Here is a 15,395-nt window from a genome sequence, read left to right as displayed (position 1 = left end):
CTACCGATCAAGATAGCCTGCCGCAGCGGCTTCCAGCCACTGTGGCAGGTCTCGGCGCTTGATCTTCTGCGCTTGAGCGTTCGCCAGTTGCTGGAGCATGAAAGCCTTTTTATGCTCGTCTTTCCCCGCCAGTGCCAGCGCCAGATCGCGGTCCATCCAGCGTTTGATCCGCACGTACAACCACCCGTGGAAGTACAGACCGGCGACGGTGGTGACGACAATGATGAAGTAATCCATGAAAATCCTTGGTTCAGTGGCGCAGATTGCGGAATTTGCCGCTACTGTGTGTCAAATTCGTGGTAGCGCCCTGTACCGGGCCTGAATCAAACCAATTTTATCCGGGCAAGGCCGTGACAGGCGTCAAGCTGCGGAGTTTAATGAATACCTGTCCTATGGAGTTGATGCTATGCGTAAGTCTGTTCTGCTGGTTGCTTCCTTTTCCACGATGGCGATGTTGCTCACTGGCTGCCAATCGAGCCTGACCGGTGACTCCTACTCCCGTGACGAAGCGCGTCGCGTGCAGACCGTTCGCATGGGCACCATCGAATCGTTGCGTCCGGTGAAAATCGAAGGCACCAAAACACCTATCGGCGGCGCAGCTGGCGCAGTTGTCGGCGGTGTGGGCGGTAGCGCCATCGGCGGCGGTCGTGGCAGCATTGTTGCTGCCGTTATCGGTGCCGTCGCTGGCGGCCTGCTCGGTTCGGCCACCGAAGAAGGCCTGACCCGCGCCCAAGGCGTGGAAATCACTGTTCGCGAAGACGACGGCAGCATGCGCGCCTACGTGCAACAGGTTCAGGAGAATGAAGTGTTCCGTGTGGGTGAGCGGGTGCGGATTGCTACTGTTGATGGGACTAGCCGCGTTTCGCATTAAGCGGGAACGGGTAAAAGAAAACCCCGATCAGGTGACTGGTCGGGGTTTTTTGTTTGACGTGAGAATTATACGGCACTATTTCTAGACGTTGCAGGTGAGTTGAAAAAGAAATGCTGGATTATAAATTTTCTTTCCGAGTATTTCTTCCAAGGCATCGAGCTGCTCGGTCGTGAGGTTGTATCCCTCCCAGCCTTGTTGATCCGCTGTCCATCCCATAATTGCTTTCAGTTCTTTATCGTGGCCGTTCGGCAGCTCTTCTTCGAATGCGAGGAGTTCCGTTTTTTTGTCAAATGCCTCTATGACGTAAATCATGGTTCTACTTTCCTAGTGTTATCCGCTGGTTTGGTCTGCTCGCCAGTAGTCGGATCATATTCCCCGAGATGACGGCCACGTTTGTCGTACATCTCGACAGCCCCATGCTGTGAGTCCCATTCAAAAATTTTTCCGTTTGGAGTTTTCCAGCGTTTTCTAAGGCCGCCGCCACCTTTAACCGGGGTCTTACGAGTTGCTCTCGTAGCATCGGGAAAAGCGGTCAGTCCATTTGGCGCTGGATAATATTTGTGGTTAGTAACACTAACCACAATATAAACCGGTGACACCCCCGAACCCGCAGGGAATACCAGAATGAAATCCTTGTACTCAGGCGGATAAACCGGGTTCACGATAATGCTGTCAGCCGCTTTCGTCGGCGGGTAAACCCAAATATGCGGCGCTTGCGGCGCAGCCTCCAGCGCTGGAATCCCGAGGATGTCGGAACCATCCACAGCCGGTGTCCAGATCAGCTCAACACCATCCCCGAGATCCGCCACCTGCTGACTGCCGCGTAATGCGAACTGCACGACATCGACCATTTCCCAATCGCGGTTCTTGCCGGTGTAAAACCCATAGCCTTTGAGACTGCCGTCAGCTTGTTGCTCTACCTGTAGACGAACGCGGGTTCTGGCCTGTTTCAGGGTGCGCAATTGATCTTCGGTGTAAAGGGCGCTGTCGCCCAGGCTGGGCGTCCAGAACGCTGCAACTACCGCGGCCAATACGGTGGCTCCAGCAGCACCGACTGCTGTGGCCGGAACGGCGAGAGCCGGCGCGCTGAGTGCAAGGCGGCCAATGCCGAGCGCGAGGGTGCTGCCGCTGATTGTTTCCAGGTTCAGCAGCCCGGCATCGTCTACCTCGCGAGCGCCGAGCCAGGCAACTTCTCCGTAGTCCTTGAGGCTGTCGGTGGGTACCATTCCCGAAGGATTGGAGTAATCGATGATGGCGTCCGGCAGTTTGCAGGACTTGGCAAAGACGCATCCGGCGCGAACGGCTTCGTGCTTTTTGGCGACGACCTCACGACTCCGCTCGAAGGCGTCTTGCCTCGCGAGCATGGCGTCGTAAGCGTTTTGTCGGGCCTCGCGCTCGGCCAGTTCGGTGGCCGTCATGAAGCGGTGCGTGACGTGATGACCGTCGCCGGACGGTGGGTTTTTAACCCTGGGGACTTCCTTGTTGCCAGCCACTTATCTTCCTTGCGTTCACCTGTCGACAGCCCCGAAAAAAAGGAGCTGTGCGACGTTAACGAACGAGGTCAATCGTGGCTGTAGGACTAGTCTTCAAAATTGCTGGGAGAGTTCGACAGTGTCGGTAATTCAGTAGGTCCTGTTGTCCAGAATACTTTCTCAGACCACGAATCAGGCGTTTGCAAAGTTGATCGAATTTTCCAGGGCTCGTCAAACTCACCGGAGTGGTCTTGGTGCCCGTGGAGCTACGCCTCAACTCCAATAAATATTTCAAGGTCTCGGGGGATGGGTTGATTGATCAAAGCACCAATTTGCTGGACTTGCTCAGCTGTTAATAGCCATTCTCCGCTTGCCATTTCGTTTAGGCTTTTATGGCCGAGGAGCTGCATAATCTGGTCGTTAAAGGCAGTATCTACATCAAGCTCATACTTCAGCGAGCTATCTTCAAAACTGTCAGGCAAAAATCCGGTGATGCACAAATACATAACTACCTCTCAGTCTATTTAGGAGTGGTTCTTCCTGGTTTTGCGGGCTTGGTCTGTTCCCCTGTTTCAGGGTCGAATTCGCCTAGATGCTTTCCTTGCTTGTCATACATTTCAACCGCCCCATGTTGGCTATCCCACTCGTAAATCCGCCCCTTGCGATCTTTCCAGCGTTTGCGCAGTCCGCCCCCACCTTGAACGTTGTTCCTTGCTTTGTCTTTCACTGCATCAGAAAACGCAGTAAGACCCTTTGGTGCCTGATGATATTTATGATCAGAAGCACTCACCACAATGTAAACCGGCTTCACCCCCGAATCCGCCGGAAACACAAGAATGAAATCCCTGTACTCAGGCGGATAAACCGGATTCACGATGATGCTGTCAGCCGCTTTCGTCGGCGGATAAACCCAAATGTGCGGCGCTTGCGGCGCAGCCTCCAGCGCTGGAATCCCGAGGATGTCGGAACCGTCCACAGCCGGCGTCCAGATCAGCTCAACGCCATCCCCGAGATCCGCCACCTGTTGGCTGCCGCGCAAGCTGAACTGCACGACATCAACCATTTCCCAATCACGGTTCTTGCCGGTGTAGAAACCGTATCCCTTGAGACTGCCATCAGCCTGTTGTTCGACCCTTAGACGAACGCGAGTTCGAGCCTGTTTCAGGGCGCGCAACTGGTCTTCGGTATAAAGCGCGCTGTCGCCCAAGCTTGGGGTCCAGAACAGGGCGACCACGCCGGCCAATGCCGTGGCTCCAGCAACGCCGATTGCTGGCAGTGCACGCAGGGTCGGAAGGCGAAGCGCTATTCGGCCGATGCCGAGCGCGAGGGTGCTGCCGCTGATTGTTTCCAGGTTCAGCAGCCCGGCATCGTCTACCTCGCGAGCGCCGAGCCAGGCAACTTCTCCGTAGTCCTTGAGGCTGTCGGTGGGTACCATTCCCGAAGGATTGGAGTAATCGATGATGGCGTCCGGCAGTTTGCAGGACTTGGCAAAGACGCATCCGGCGCGAACGGCTTCGTGCTTTTTGGCGACGACCTCACGACTCCGCTCGAAGGCGTCTTGCCTCGCGAGCATGGCGTCGTAAGCGTTTTATCGGGCCTCGCGCTCGGCCAGTTCGGTGGCCGTCATAAAACGGTGAGTGACGTGATGCCCGTCGCCTGACGGTGGATTCTGAACCCGGGGAATGTCCTTATTGCCAGCCACTGATCTTCCTTGCGTTCGTACGTCGACAGCCCTCAAAAAAGGGGCTGCGCGACGTTAACGAACGTGGCCAATCGTGGCTGTAGGACGAATCCTGAATGTCGCTAAGAGTGTTCTCTATCGCTCAGGATTGCAGCGCAGAGCGCTTGCGACTCGATACCGCCGTCACCGCATAGCCAATCAGCGCCGCCAATATCGACCCGGTCAAAATCCCCATCCGATCCATCCCGGCGTATTCACTGGCGCCGGGCACGAAGGCCAAGGAGCCGACAAACAGGCTCATGGTGAAACCAATGCCACAGAGGATCGCAACCCCCAATACCTGACCCCAATTGGCGCCTTGGGGCAGGGCGGCGATGCCGATTTTCACCGCCAGCCACGTCAGGCCGAAGACGCCGAGGGTCTTGCCCAGCAGCAGGCCAACCGCGATGCCCATGGGCACGGGGTGGGTGAAGCTTTCCATGGTCACGCCGCTCAGGGACAGGCCGGCGTTGGCGAAGGCGAACAGCGGCAGGATGCCGTAGGCCACCCATGGATGCAGGGCGTGTTCGAGGGTCAGCAGTGGCGAAGGTTCGGCGTTTTTCGTGCGCAACGGAATGCAGAACGCGAGGGTCACACCGGCCAGTGTCGCGTGGACACCGCTCTTGAGGACGCAGACCCAGAGGATCAGACCGATGATCATGTACGGTCCGAGCTTGACCACGCCGAGCCGGTTCATCGCGATTAGCGCCACAATGCACGCCGCGGCCAGTGCCAGTGACAGGGTCGATAGCGCGCCGGAATAGAAGATCGCGATGACGATGATGGCGCCGAGGTCGTCGATGATCGCCAGGGTCATCAGGAACAGCTTCAGCGAAACCGGCACGCGTTTACCGAGCAAGGCGAGTACGCCAAGGGCGAAGGCTATGTCGGTGGCCATCGGGATGGCCCAGCCACCCAGGGCTGCTGGGTTGTCGCGGTTCAAAAACCAGTAGAACAGCGCCGGAACCACCATGCCGCCAATCGCGGCCGCACCGGGCAGGACGATTTGCGACGGTTTCGACAGTTGACCGTCAAGGACTTCGCGCTTCACTTCCAGGCCGATCAGCAGGAAGAACATGGCCATCAGACCGTCGTTGATCCACAGCAACAAAGGCTTGGCGATCTTCAGCGCGCCGATCTGGGCGACCACGGGGGTGTCCAGCAGGCCGTTATAAAGCCACGACAGCGGGGAGTTGTTGATGATTAACGCCAGGGCGGCGGCTGCGATCAATAACAGACCGCTGGCAGCTTCCAACTGAAAGAAACGCGTGAACGTGCTACGCAGAGGCAAGGTCGCTCTCCATCGATGAATTCAAAAGGTGGCATACCCTAACCCGTACCGTTAGTTGTTAAAACAAAAGTTATATTCTTTTTTGTTATATGCCGTTACAACGCGAACAGCCGTGAAGGACCTGAGCCTAGCAGTTGCCGAACGTATTGGACCTCAGCTGTACCTGTGCGTGATGTAGGTTTTTTCCTAAGCTTGAAGATTGAGCCTTGCGACAAGGCCGACTCTTGCCCGATTCGACGAGAAAACCACCATGAGCGACAACCGACAGTGGACCCGCGAAGCCATCCGGATCATTGAAGCCGACTTCCAGCGCAGCGCCGACACCCACCTGATCCCCTTGCCGTTGCCGGGTTTTCCGGGCATCGAGTTGTATTTCAAGGATGAGTCCAGCCATCCCACCGGCAGCCTGAAACACCGCTTGGCCCGCTCGTTGTTCCTCTACGCCTTGTGTAACGGCTGGCTCAAACCCGGTGCGCCGGTGATTGAAGCGTCCAGTGGTTCGACGGCCATTTCCGAGGCGTATTTCGCCCGTATGCTGGGTTTGCCGTTCATTGCGGTGATGCCGGCGAGTACCTCCAAGGAGAAGATCGCGCAGATCGCCTTCTACGGCGGTAAAAGCCATCTGGTTGACGATCCGACACAGATTTACGCCGAATCCGAACGTCTTGCTCGCGAACACGACGGGCATTTCATCGACCAGTTCACCTACGCCGAACGCGCTACCGACTGGCGGGCGAACAACAACATCGCCGAGTCGATCTTCCAGCAAATGCGCTTCGAGCTGCACCCCGAGCCGAGCTGGCTGATTTCCAGCCCCGGCACCGGCGGCACCACCGCGACGCTGGGCCGTTACGTGCGTTATCGCCAGCATTGCACCCGCGTGCTGTGTGCCGACGCCGAGCGTTCGGTGTTCTTCGATTACTACCAGACTGGCGATGCTAGCCTGTGCCTGGACCATGGGTCGCGGATTGAAGGCATTGGTCGGCCGCGGGTGGAGGCGTCATTCCTGCCCAAGGTGATCGATGCGATGATCAAAGTGCCGGACGCCCTGTCACTGGCGGCCATGCATTACCTGGCGCAGCGTTTGGGGCGTCATGTTGGCGGGTCGAGCGGGACCAACCTGATCGGCGCGTTGATGGCGGCCCAGCAGATGGCGGCGGCGGGAGAGTCGGGGTCGATCGTGGCGATTCTGTGTGATGGCGGCGAACGCTATGCCACCACCTATTACGATCAGGATTGGCTCAAGGCTCAGGGGTATGAGTTGAGTGGTTTGATGGATGCCGTGGCGGCGAGTGTTGAGCGCGGTGAGCCGCTTCCAACCACCGTACTGCGCGCCAATATCTGACCCGATGATCGTTCCCACGCTCCGCGTGGGAATGCAGCCAGGGACGCTCCGCGTCCCAAAAGCAGACGCAGAGCGTCCGGTGAGGCATTCCCACGCGGAGCGTGGGAACGATCATCTCGGTGTCACGCCTCGAGGCCGAGGATGTCGCGGGCCACGGCTTCGGCAATCCGAATCCCGTCCACACCCGCAGACAGAATCCCGCCCGCATAACCCGCGCCTTCACCCGCCGGGAACAAGCCCTTCACGTTCAGGCTTTGCATCGACTCGTTACGGGTAATCCGCAGCGGCGACGACGTACGCGTCTCGATCCCGGTCAACACGGCATCGTGCAGCGAGTAACCACGAATCTGCTTCTCGAACGCGGACAACGCTTCACGAATGGCTTCGATGGCAAACGGGGGCAATGCCAACGCCAAATCACCCAAGGCAACGCCCGGTTTGTAGGACGGTTCTACGCTGCCCAATGCGGTGGACGGCTTGCCGGCAATGAAGTCGCCGACCAGTTGCGCCGGTGCTTTATAGTTGCTGCCGCCCAGCACAAAGGCGTGGGATTCCAGGCGTTCCTGCAACTCGATACCCGCCAGCGGGCCGCCCGGGTAATCGACTTCCGGGGTAATCCCGACGACGATCCCGGAGTTGGCGTTGCGCTCGTTACGCGAGTACTGGCTCATGCCGTTGGTGACCACACGGCCCGGCTCGGACGTCGCCGCCACTACGGTGCCGCCCGGGCACATGCAGAAGCTGTAGACCGAACGTCCGTTGCTGGCGTGGTGCACCAGTTTGTAGTCGGCAGCCCCGAGTTTCGGGTGGCCGGCGTACTTGCCCAGACGCGCGCGGTCGATCAGCGACTGCGGGTGTTCGATGCGGAAACCCACCGAAAACGGCTTGGCTTCCATGAAAACGCCACGGCCATGCAGCATGCGAAAGGTGTCCCGGGCGCTGTGACCGAGGGCCAGAATTACGTGTTTCGAATGAATCTGCTCGCCGCCATTGAGTTCTACGCCGACCATTTGGCCGTCCTCGATCAACACGTCGGTCACCCGCTGCTGGAAGCGCACTTCGCCACCCAACGCGCGGATCTGCTCGCGCATGTTTTCCACAACGCCGGTCAGACGGAACGTACCGATGTGCGGTTTGCTGACGTAGAGGATTTCTTCCGGGGCACCGGCCTTGACGAACTCATGCAGGACTTTGCGTCCGATGAACTTCGGGTCTTTGATCTGGCTGTAAAGCTTGCCGTCGGAGAATGTCCCCGCGCCGCCCTCGCCAAATTGCACGTTGGATTCCGGGTTAAGCACGCTTTTACGCCACAGGCCCCAGGTGTCCTTGGTGCGCTGACGTACTTCGGTGCCGCGCTCGAGGATGATTGGCTTGAAGCCCATTTGCGCCAGCAGCAGCCCGGCGAAAATCCCGCACGGACCGAAACCCACGACGACAGGACGTTGCTCAAGATCAGCGGGCGCCTGGCCGACCACTTTGTAGCTGACATCCGGCGCCACGTTGACGTTACGGTCATCGGCGAACGTGTGCAGCACCGCCGCCTCATCGCGAACGTTAAGGTCGATGGTGTAGATGAAGCACAGTTCAGAGGACTTTTTGCGCGCATCGTAGCTGCGCTTGAACAAGGTGAAATCGAGCAGGTCATCACTGGTGATGCCCAGGCGCTGCACGATGGCAGGGCGCAGGTCTTCATCGGGATGGTCGATCGGCAGCTTGAGTTCGGTGATTCGTAACATGACAGGATCCGTTTCGCGGGGCGCACAACTGCGCCAAGGCGTTTGAAGCCCGCGATTATAAGCCTCAAAGAATGATTCCCGTGAGGCTAAAACGATCAGTCGTTACGCGATCCGCCGAAATACCCGCAGCCACGCTGAACCTGGCCGTCGACGCGCAGTTCGGCGCTCATGTGCTGGACGCTGCCGGTGGTGCTGTCGACGCAACGTTGTGGCGCAACCCACAATTCGATGTGCTGGTTATTGGCTTCAGTGCTGAGATTGAAGCGGCCATCGCCCAGTTGCTCTTCAACGTAAGGTACGGCCAATGGCGGCTGACCGGCGCGGTCGATGACCATGCCTTTGCCGCTGACTTTCACGTTCCATTCCGGCCCATGGCCGGCGGCGCGCAGAATCAGCAGTTTGAAATTCGGATCGCCGCACGCGGTGCCCGAGCGCTCGACGCGGTACAACTGCTCCAGATCGAGTCGGCTATCGGCGCCGCTTGCAACGATCTGGCCGCGTACGTCGGCAAACAACTTACCTTGTGCATCGGCCAGGGTCGCGGCCTCTTGCAGGACACTGGTGCCGCCGGTGTCGTTGACCACGTAACTACGTTGCTCATTGCACGGCTGGAACAACAGCTTGCCATCGGCCGCCGTCAACTGGCCCTGCATGCGGGTCTGGCCCACATGGGAGGCACTTTCACGCGGGCTTTCGAACAACTGGCAAGCGGCAAATAGCGGAAGCAGGGCAACAAGGACTAAGGAACGGGCAACACGCATCTTTGAGTCTCCAGACAAGTGCTGCCACGTTACGCAGCCTGACCGTTCATCACAAGGGCTTAGCCCACGTGAAAGGTCTGACCTGTTTGCAGGCCCTCGACGCTTTTGGCGTAGGCCAATGCCACATCGGCTGCCGGAACTGGCTTGTAGCCGCGGAAGTACGGCGCGTATTCGCCCATGGCTTCGACCAGAACGTTCGGGCTCACCGAATTGATGCGCAGACCATGAGGCAGTTCAATGGCGGCAGCGCGGACGAAGCTGTCCAGGGCGCCATTGACCAACGCTGCCGAGGCGCCGCTGCGAATCGGGTCGTGACTAAGCACGCCAGTGGTGAAGGTGAACGAGGCGCCGTCGTTGGCGTACTCGCGGCCGATCAGCAGTAGGTTGACCTGGCCCATCAGCTTGTCTTTCAGGCCCAGCGCGAAGCTTTCTTCGGTCATTTCGCCCAAGGGCGCGAAGGTCACGTTGCCGGCGGCGCAGACCAGTGCATCAAATTTTCCGGTCTGTTCGAACAACTTGCGAATCGAGGCGCTGTCGCTGATATCCACATGGAAATCACCGCTGTTGCGGCCGATGCGGATGATCTCGTGACGCTCGGACAGCTCTTTGTCGACCGCCGAACCGATGGTGCCGCCTGCCCCTATCAAAAGAATTTTCATCATGCTGATCCTTGAGTGGTTTGAATGAGGTCTCAGTCTAGAGTGGTTTTTTCCATTGATAAGCGCGCTAATAGGCAACCTTTGGTTTTCAAATGGAAACAATCCATGAGCGAAATGGATGATCTGGCAGCGTTCGCCGTGTTGATCGAAGCCGGGAGTTTTACCTTGGCGGCCCAGCAATTGGGTTGCAGCAAGGGCCAGCTCTCCAAGCGTATCAGCTTGCTGGAGACGCGCTTTTCCGTGGTCTTGCTGCAACGCACCACCCGCCGCTTGAGCTTGACGGCAGCGGGCGCGGCGCTGTTGCCGCAAGCCCAGGCGCTTGTAGTCCAGGTCGAGAGGGCGCGTCAGGCATTGGCGCGGTTGAAGGATGACATGGCTGGGCCGGTGCGTATGACGGTTCCGGTGTCGCTGGGGGAAACGTTCTTCGATGGGCTATTGCTGGAGTTTTCCGGCAAGTACCCCGAGGTGCAGATCGAGTTGGACCTGAGCAACAGCTATCGTGATTTGTCCCGCGACGGCTTTGACCTGGCGGTACGCTCCGAGGTGGGAAATGACGAGCGCCTGGTCGCCCGACCGCTGCTGGCCTGGCATGAAATGACCTGCGCCAGCCCGGCCTACCTTGAGCAATATGGTGAACCGCTGACGCCGCAGGCACTCGCTGAACATCGCTGCCTGCTCAATAGCCATTACAGCGGTCGCGAAGAGTGGCTTTATCACCAGCAACACGAGTTGTTGCGGGTACGGGTTTCGGGGCCGTTCGCCAGCAATCATTACAGCTTGTTGAAGAAAGCGGCACTGGCCGGCGCCGGCATTGCGCGGTTGCCGTCGTACTTACTGCAAGCGGATTTGGCTGGCGGGCGTTTGCGCTGGCTCCTGCGTGATTACCAGACGCGTCGCATGCCGATGTACCTAGTGCATCCGTATCAGGGTGGATTGCCGAAACGTACGCAAGTACTGGCAGATTATCTGATCGGCTGGTTCAAGCGCAGTGGCGAGGCGCTGGATCGGCTTCAGCGATAACACATGATCGTTCCCACGCGGATGGGAACGATCATTTACCTCAGGACTCTTGTGGATCGATCAGGTCCAGCGCCTGATTCACCGCCAGCTCACCGAGCATGATGCTTTGCTGAATGCCGAGCATCATGTTGCGATTCGAGCCTTCCAGGAGCGCGGCGAAATTGCTGGCCATCACACTTGCCGAGGCCAGTGATTCACAGGCACGGCCCAGCAGGGTTTGCACATCGATACCGGGAGCGACGACAAACATCGGGCTAGGATTGTGCGGGGGATTGGGTGAGTTCTTGAACATTTACGGGTTCTCTCTCTATGAGGCTGCAACCCGCTCGCGACTAAACGAAAAGGTGGCGGCTGTGCACAGGTTAGTCGACCGATCGAGAACCCCGGATATCGGCGCGCCCGAGGGCGCCCTGCACACAGCCACCGTCAAGTGCAGGGATGGAAGACCTGACTTTTTGGCGCTTTTGCGAACCGGGAGAACTACCGAGCGACTAAACCCGACCACTGATGGCAGTGGCAAGCAAACGATAGAGGCCAGGCCCAAGGTGCACAAGCCGGCGGATTCTGGCGTAGCTGTAGGCAACGACGCAAGGCGTTGTAGCTTGCAGGAAGTAACACTGACACTGATTAAACACACCCTCAAAACGCCGAAAAAACCTGTGGGAGCGAGCTTGCTCGCGATGGCTATTTCAGATCCAACACACGACGCCGAGAAATTACGACCGTCCAACAGGCAATAGACTACGCACTGACCATAAAGGTAACCAACCCCGGTTGTTCTCTGCTGCAAGTCAGATTTTACAATGCATAAAAAAACGGCCCGAAGGCCGTTTTTTGTTTACCGCAAAGACTCAACCACCCAAGTACGCTTCGCGCACTTTCGGATCAGTCAGCAGCGCTTCACCAGTACCTTGCATCACCACCCGGCCGTTCTCCAGAACGTACGCGCGGTCAGCAATCTTCAGCGCCTGGTTGGCGTTTTGCTCAACCAAAAACACCGTCACGCCATCCTTGCGCAGCTGTTCGATGATGTCGAAGATCTGCTGGATGATGATCGGTGCCAGGCCCAACGAAGGTTCGTCGAGCAACAGCAGCTTGGGTTTGCTCATCAGTGCACGACCGATGGCGAGCATTTGCTGTTCGCCACCGGACATGGTGCCGCCGCGCTGGGCGAAGCGTTCTTTCAGGCGTGGGAAAAGTCCCAATACCTTGTCCATCTGTTCTTGATAATCGCCCTTATTGGTGAAAAAACCACCCATGGAGAGGTTTTCTTCCACGGTCAGGCGGGCAAACACCCGACGACCTTCCGGGACCACGGCGATGCTCTTGCGCATGATCTGCGATGAGCTTTGCCCGACCAGTTCCTCACCCATGTAGCGGATGCTGCCGTTGTGGGCCTGCGGCGAACCGCAGAGGGTCATCAGCAGGGTCGACTTGCCAGCACCGTTGGCGCCGATCAGTGTCACGATTTCGCCCTGACGGACTTCGACGTTGACGCTGTGCAGGGCCTGGATCTTGCCGTAGAAGGTGGAAACGTTTTCGAATTGCAGCATTTACGCTTCCCCCAGGTAGGCTTTGATCACTTCGGGATTGTCGCGGATCTGTTCCGGCGTGCCATTGGCCAAGGGCGTGCCCTGGTTGATCACGACGATGTGGTCGGAAATGCTCATGACCAGTTTCATGTCGTGTTCGATCAGCAGCACGGTGACGTTGTGCTCTTCACGCAACATGCTGATCAGCGCCTTGAGGTCTTCGGTCTCCTTGGGGTTCAGACCGGCGGCCGGTTCGTCGAGCATGAGGATCCGCGGTCGGGTCATCATGCATCGGGCGATTTCCAGACGACGTTGCTGACCGTAGGCCAGGGTGCCGGCCGGACGGTTGGCAAACGCCGTGAGGTTGACCTTGTCCAGCCAGAACTCGGCGAACTCTATCGCCTCGCGCTCGCTCTTGCGGAACCCCGGGGTCTTGAACAGGCCCGCCAGGAAGTTGGTGTTCAGGTGACGGTGCTGGGCGATCAAGAGGTTCTCGACCGCGGTCATGTCCTTGAACAACCGCACGTTCTGGAAGGTGCGCACCACGCCTTTGAGGGCGATCTTGTGGCCGGGCAGGCCTTCGATCGGCTCGCCGTCCAGCAGGATGCTGCCGCCGCTCGGCTTGTAGAAGCCGGTCAGGCAGTTAAACACGGTGGTCTTGCCGGCACCGTTGGGGCCGATCAACGCCACGACCTGCTTTTCGTGCACGGTCAGGGCCACGCCGTTAACCGCCAGCAAGCCGCCGAAGCGCATGCTCAGATTTTCGACTTTAAGGATCTCGCGGCTCATTTGCGCAGCTCCATGTGAGGACGTTGCATGGGCAGCAGACCTTGAGGACGCCAGATCATCATCAGCACCATCAAGGCGCCGAACATCAACATGCGGTATTCACTGAACTCACGCATCATTTCCGGCAACAGGATCATCACCGTGGCAGCCAGGATCACACCCAGTTGCGAGCCCATGCCACCCAATACCACGATGGCGAGAATGATCGCCGACTCGATGAAGGTGAAGGACTCCGGCGTCACCAGGCCCTGACGAGCAGCGAAGAAGCTGCCGGCAAAACCGGCGAAGCTGGCGCCCAGGGTGAAGGCCGAAAGCTTGATGACCGTAGGATTGAGACCCAGTGCACGGCAGGCGATTTCGTCTTCACGCAGCGCTTCCCACGCGCGGCCCAGAGGCATGCGCAGTAGGCGGTTGATGACGAACAGCGCAGCCAGTGCCAGGAACAACGCCACCAGGTAAAGGAAAATCACCTTGTTGATCGAGTTGTATGCCAGGCCGAAGTACTCGTGGAAGGTCTGCATGCCCTCGGCAGCTTTACGCTCGAAGGTCAGACCGAAGAACGTCGGTTTCTCGATGTTGCTGATGCCGTTCGGGCCACCGGTGAGGCTAGTCAGGTTACGCAGGAACAGACGGATGATTTCACCGAAGCCCAGGGTCACGATCGCCAGGTAGTCGCCGCGCAGACGCAGCACCGGGAAACCGAGCAGGAAGCCAAAGGTGGCCGCCATCAGGCCAGCGATCGGCAGGCAGATCCAGAAGCTCAGGCCGTAGTAGTGCGACAGCAGCGCATAGCTGTAGGCGCCGACGGCATAGAAGCCGACATAACCGAGGTCGAGCAGGCCGGCCAGGCCGACCACGATGTTCAGACCGAGGCCGAGCATCACGTAGATCAACACCAGTGTGGCGATATCCACCGCGCCGCGGGAGCCGAAGAACGGCCAGACCAGGGCGCCGGCGATCAACGCAATGATGATCCAGCGCTGGGTGGTCGGCAGGGTCAGGAAGTTACTGGCCTTGGCCGGAATCAGTGGCATGTTTGGCGAGGAGCGCCAGGCCGAGCTGATCTGCTGGTCGAACAGCACGCGCAGGAACATCAACACCGAGCACACGGCGATGGTGATCAGGGTGGCGTCGCTGGTGCCATGGACTTCGAGGTTGATGCCGACGATGGTCAGTTTCAGACCGAGCACCGGGTAGGCGACAGCCCACACCAGCAAGGCGCTGAACAACGCCTGTTTAATATTCCTAGTCATACTTTCTCAACCTCCGGACGGCCCAACAGGCCGGTTGGCCGGAACAACAACACCAGGACCAGCAGACCGAACGCCACGACGTCCTTGTACTGGTCGCCGAAGATATCGGCACCGAATGCTTCCGCCACCCCAAGTACGATCCCGCCAAGCATGGCTCCGGGGATGCTGCCGATACCGCCCAGTACCGCGGCGGTGAAGGCCTTGAGGCCGACCAGGAAACCGGCGTTCGGGTTGATCACGCCGTATTGCATGCTCAGCAGCACGGCCGCGATTGCCGCGAGTGCGGCACCGATGACGAAGGTCAAGGCGATGATGTTGTTAGTGTTGATACCCAAGAGGTTGGCCATCTTGATGTCTTCAGCACAGGCACGGCAAGCGCGACCCAGGCGAGAGCGGGAGATGAACAGCGTCAGGCCGAGCATGGCGACCAGGGTCACCACGAACACCACGATTTGCATGTAGGAAATCAGCACTTCATGTGCGCCACCTGGCCCGATGGAGAAGTTGCCGGGGATCAGGTTGGGAATGGATTTGTCCTTGGAGTCTTGCGCCAGCAGAACCGTGTTCTGCAGGAAGATCGACATGCCGATGGCGGAAATCAGTGGAATCAGACGGTTGCTGCCGCGCAAGGGGCGGTAGGCGATCCGTTCGATGCTGTAGCCGTAGGCACTGGTCACGACGATGGTCGCGAGGAAAGCGGCGGTCATCAACAGTGGAACACTGTCGAGTCCCATCATGGCCAGCCCGGCGATGGCGATGAACGCCACGTACGAACCGATCATGTACACCTCGCCGTGGGCGAAGTTGATCATTCCAATGATGCCGTAAACCATCGTATAGCCGATGGCGATCAGGGCATACGTGCTGCCAATGGTCAGACCATTAACCAGCTGTTGGAAAAAGTGATAGATGTCAGGCATTACAGCGCTCCTAAAAACCTGATACG

16 protein-coding genes and 1 pseudogene are annotated in these 15,395 nt (G+C 58.5%); 3 read left to right on the top strand and 14 right to left on the bottom strand.

The features are described from left to right. Positions 1-237, bottom strand: coding sequence for a hypothetical protein (locus ACYZTR_RS21895; protein ID WP_461973748.1), 237 nt, complete (start codon positions 235-237; stop codon positions 1-3). A 169-nt stretch (positions 238-406) separates the two neighbouring features. On the opposite strand from ACYZTR_RS21895, the gene ACYZTR_RS21890 reads away from it, so the two are divergent. Next, on the top strand, positions 407-871 hold the full coding sequence (locus ACYZTR_RS21890; RefSeq protein WP_131059267.1) for an outer membrane lipoprotein: 465 nt from the start codon (positions 407-409) through the stop codon (positions 869-871). Between the two features lie 81 nt (positions 872-952). On the opposite strand, the gene ACYZTR_RS21885 is transcribed toward ACYZTR_RS21890, so the two are convergent. From ACYZTR_RS21885 to nhaA, 5 genes and pseudogenes are all read right to left on the bottom strand, one after another. After that, positions 953-1,183, bottom strand: a complete 231-nt coding sequence (locus ACYZTR_RS21885) for a DUF7683 domain-containing protein (RefSeq protein WP_461965616.1) — start codon at positions 1,181-1,183, stop codon at positions 953-955. Next, positions 1,180-2,364, bottom strand: coding sequence for a colicin E3/pyocin S6 family cytotoxin (locus ACYZTR_RS21880; protein ID WP_461973746.1), 1,185 nt, complete (start codon positions 2,362-2,364; stop codon positions 1,180-1,182). Before ACYZTR_RS21880 ends, ACYZTR_RS21885 begins: the two co-directional genes overlap by 4 nt. 245 nt (positions 2,365-2,609) lie before the next feature. Continuing rightward, on the bottom strand, positions 2,610-2,849 hold the full coding sequence (locus ACYZTR_RS21875; RefSeq protein WP_461973744.1) for a pyocin S6 family toxin immunity protein: 240 nt from the start codon (positions 2,847-2,849) through the stop codon (positions 2,610-2,612). Positions 2,850-2,863: 14 nt separating this feature from the next. Further along, positions 2,864-4,045: pseudogene (locus ACYZTR_RS21870) on the bottom strand (colicin E3/pyocin S6 family cytotoxin). 121 nt (positions 4,046-4,166) lie between these two features. Continuing rightward, positions 4,167-5,354, bottom strand: coding sequence for a Na+/H+ antiporter NhaA (gene nhaA, locus ACYZTR_RS21865; protein ID WP_461973742.1), 1,188 nt, complete (start codon positions 5,352-5,354; stop codon positions 4,167-4,169). 250 nt (positions 5,355-5,604) lie between these two features. Here nhaA and ACYZTR_RS21860 point away from each other — a divergent pair, with 250 nt between their 5' ends. Next, on the top strand, positions 5,605-6,699 hold the full coding sequence (locus tag ACYZTR_RS21860; protein WP_461973740.1) for a PLP-dependent cysteine synthase family protein: 1,095 nt from the start codon (positions 5,605-5,607) through the stop codon (positions 6,697-6,699). Positions 6,700-6,821: 122 nt separating this feature from the next. Here the strand turns inward: ACYZTR_RS21860 and ACYZTR_RS21855 are convergent, their stop codons facing one another. From ACYZTR_RS21855 to ACYZTR_RS21845, 3 genes are all read right to left on the bottom strand, one after another. After that, the gene (locus ACYZTR_RS21855) at positions 6,822-8,435 is read right to left on the bottom strand and encodes an NAD(P)/FAD-dependent oxidoreductase (RefSeq protein WP_461973738.1); all 1,614 of its coding nucleotides are present in this window, start codon (positions 8,433-8,435) and stop codon (positions 6,822-6,824) included. 95 nt (positions 8,436-8,530) lie between these two features. After that, on the bottom strand, positions 8,531-9,196 hold the full coding sequence (locus ACYZTR_RS21850) for a COG3650 family protein (protein ID WP_461973736.1): 666 nt from the start codon (positions 9,194-9,196) through the stop codon (positions 8,531-8,533). Positions 9,197-9,255: 59 nt separating this feature from the next. Continuing rightward, the gene (locus ACYZTR_RS21845) at positions 9,256-9,855 is read right to left on the bottom strand and encodes a short chain dehydrogenase (RefSeq protein ID WP_461979834.1); all 600 of its coding nucleotides are present in this window, start codon (positions 9,853-9,855) and stop codon (positions 9,256-9,258) included. 105 nt (positions 9,856-9,960) lie between these two features. Here ACYZTR_RS21845 and ACYZTR_RS21840 point away from each other — a divergent pair, with 105 nt between their 5' ends. Then, the gene (locus ACYZTR_RS21840) at positions 9,961-10,875 is read left to right on the top strand and encodes a LysR family transcriptional regulator (RefSeq protein ID WP_461973734.1); all 915 of its coding nucleotides are present in this window, start codon (positions 9,961-9,963) and stop codon (positions 10,873-10,875) included. Between the two features lie 40 nt (positions 10,876-10,915). On the opposite strand, the gene ACYZTR_RS21835 is transcribed toward ACYZTR_RS21840, so the two are convergent. The 5 genes from ACYZTR_RS21835 to livH form a co-directional block, all read right to left on the bottom strand. Continuing rightward, a complete protein-coding gene (locus ACYZTR_RS21835) occupies positions 10,916-11,167 on the bottom strand; it encodes a DUF6124 family protein (protein WP_461973732.1) in 252 nt (83 codons plus the stop codon). 559 nt (positions 11,168-11,726) lie between these two features. After that, complete coding sequence (locus ACYZTR_RS21830; protein ID WP_461973731.1) at positions 11,727-12,428, bottom strand: ABC transporter ATP-binding protein; 702 nt, start codon at positions 12,426-12,428, stop codon at positions 11,727-11,729. Next, positions 12,429-13,196 carry a high-affinity branched-chain amino acid ABC transporter ATP-binding protein LivG gene (gene livG / locus ACYZTR_RS21825; RefSeq protein WP_461973730.1) on the bottom strand — a complete coding sequence of 256 codons (768 nt, stop codon included), beginning with the start codon at positions 13,194-13,196 and terminating at the stop codon, positions 12,429-12,431. Beyond that, positions 13,193-14,449, bottom strand: coding sequence for a high-affinity branched-chain amino acid ABC transporter permease LivM (locus ACYZTR_RS21820; RefSeq protein ID WP_461973729.1), 1,257 nt, complete (start codon positions 14,447-14,449; stop codon positions 13,193-13,195). Before ACYZTR_RS21820 ends, livG begins: the two co-directional genes overlap by 4 nt. Next, complete coding sequence (livH, locus tag ACYZTR_RS21815) at positions 14,446-15,369, bottom strand: high-affinity branched-chain amino acid ABC transporter permease LivH (protein ID WP_283190101.1); 924 nt, start codon at positions 15,367-15,369, stop codon at positions 14,446-14,448. Before livH ends, ACYZTR_RS21820 begins: the two co-directional genes overlap by 4 nt. Positions 15,370-15,395 lie beyond the last annotated feature (26 nt).

It is taken from the genome of Pseudomonas sp. Hz4, from assembly GCF_054898165.1.
Note: the sequence above shows the minus strand (reverse complement) of the source record. Positions and strands in the feature narration are given on the sequence as shown.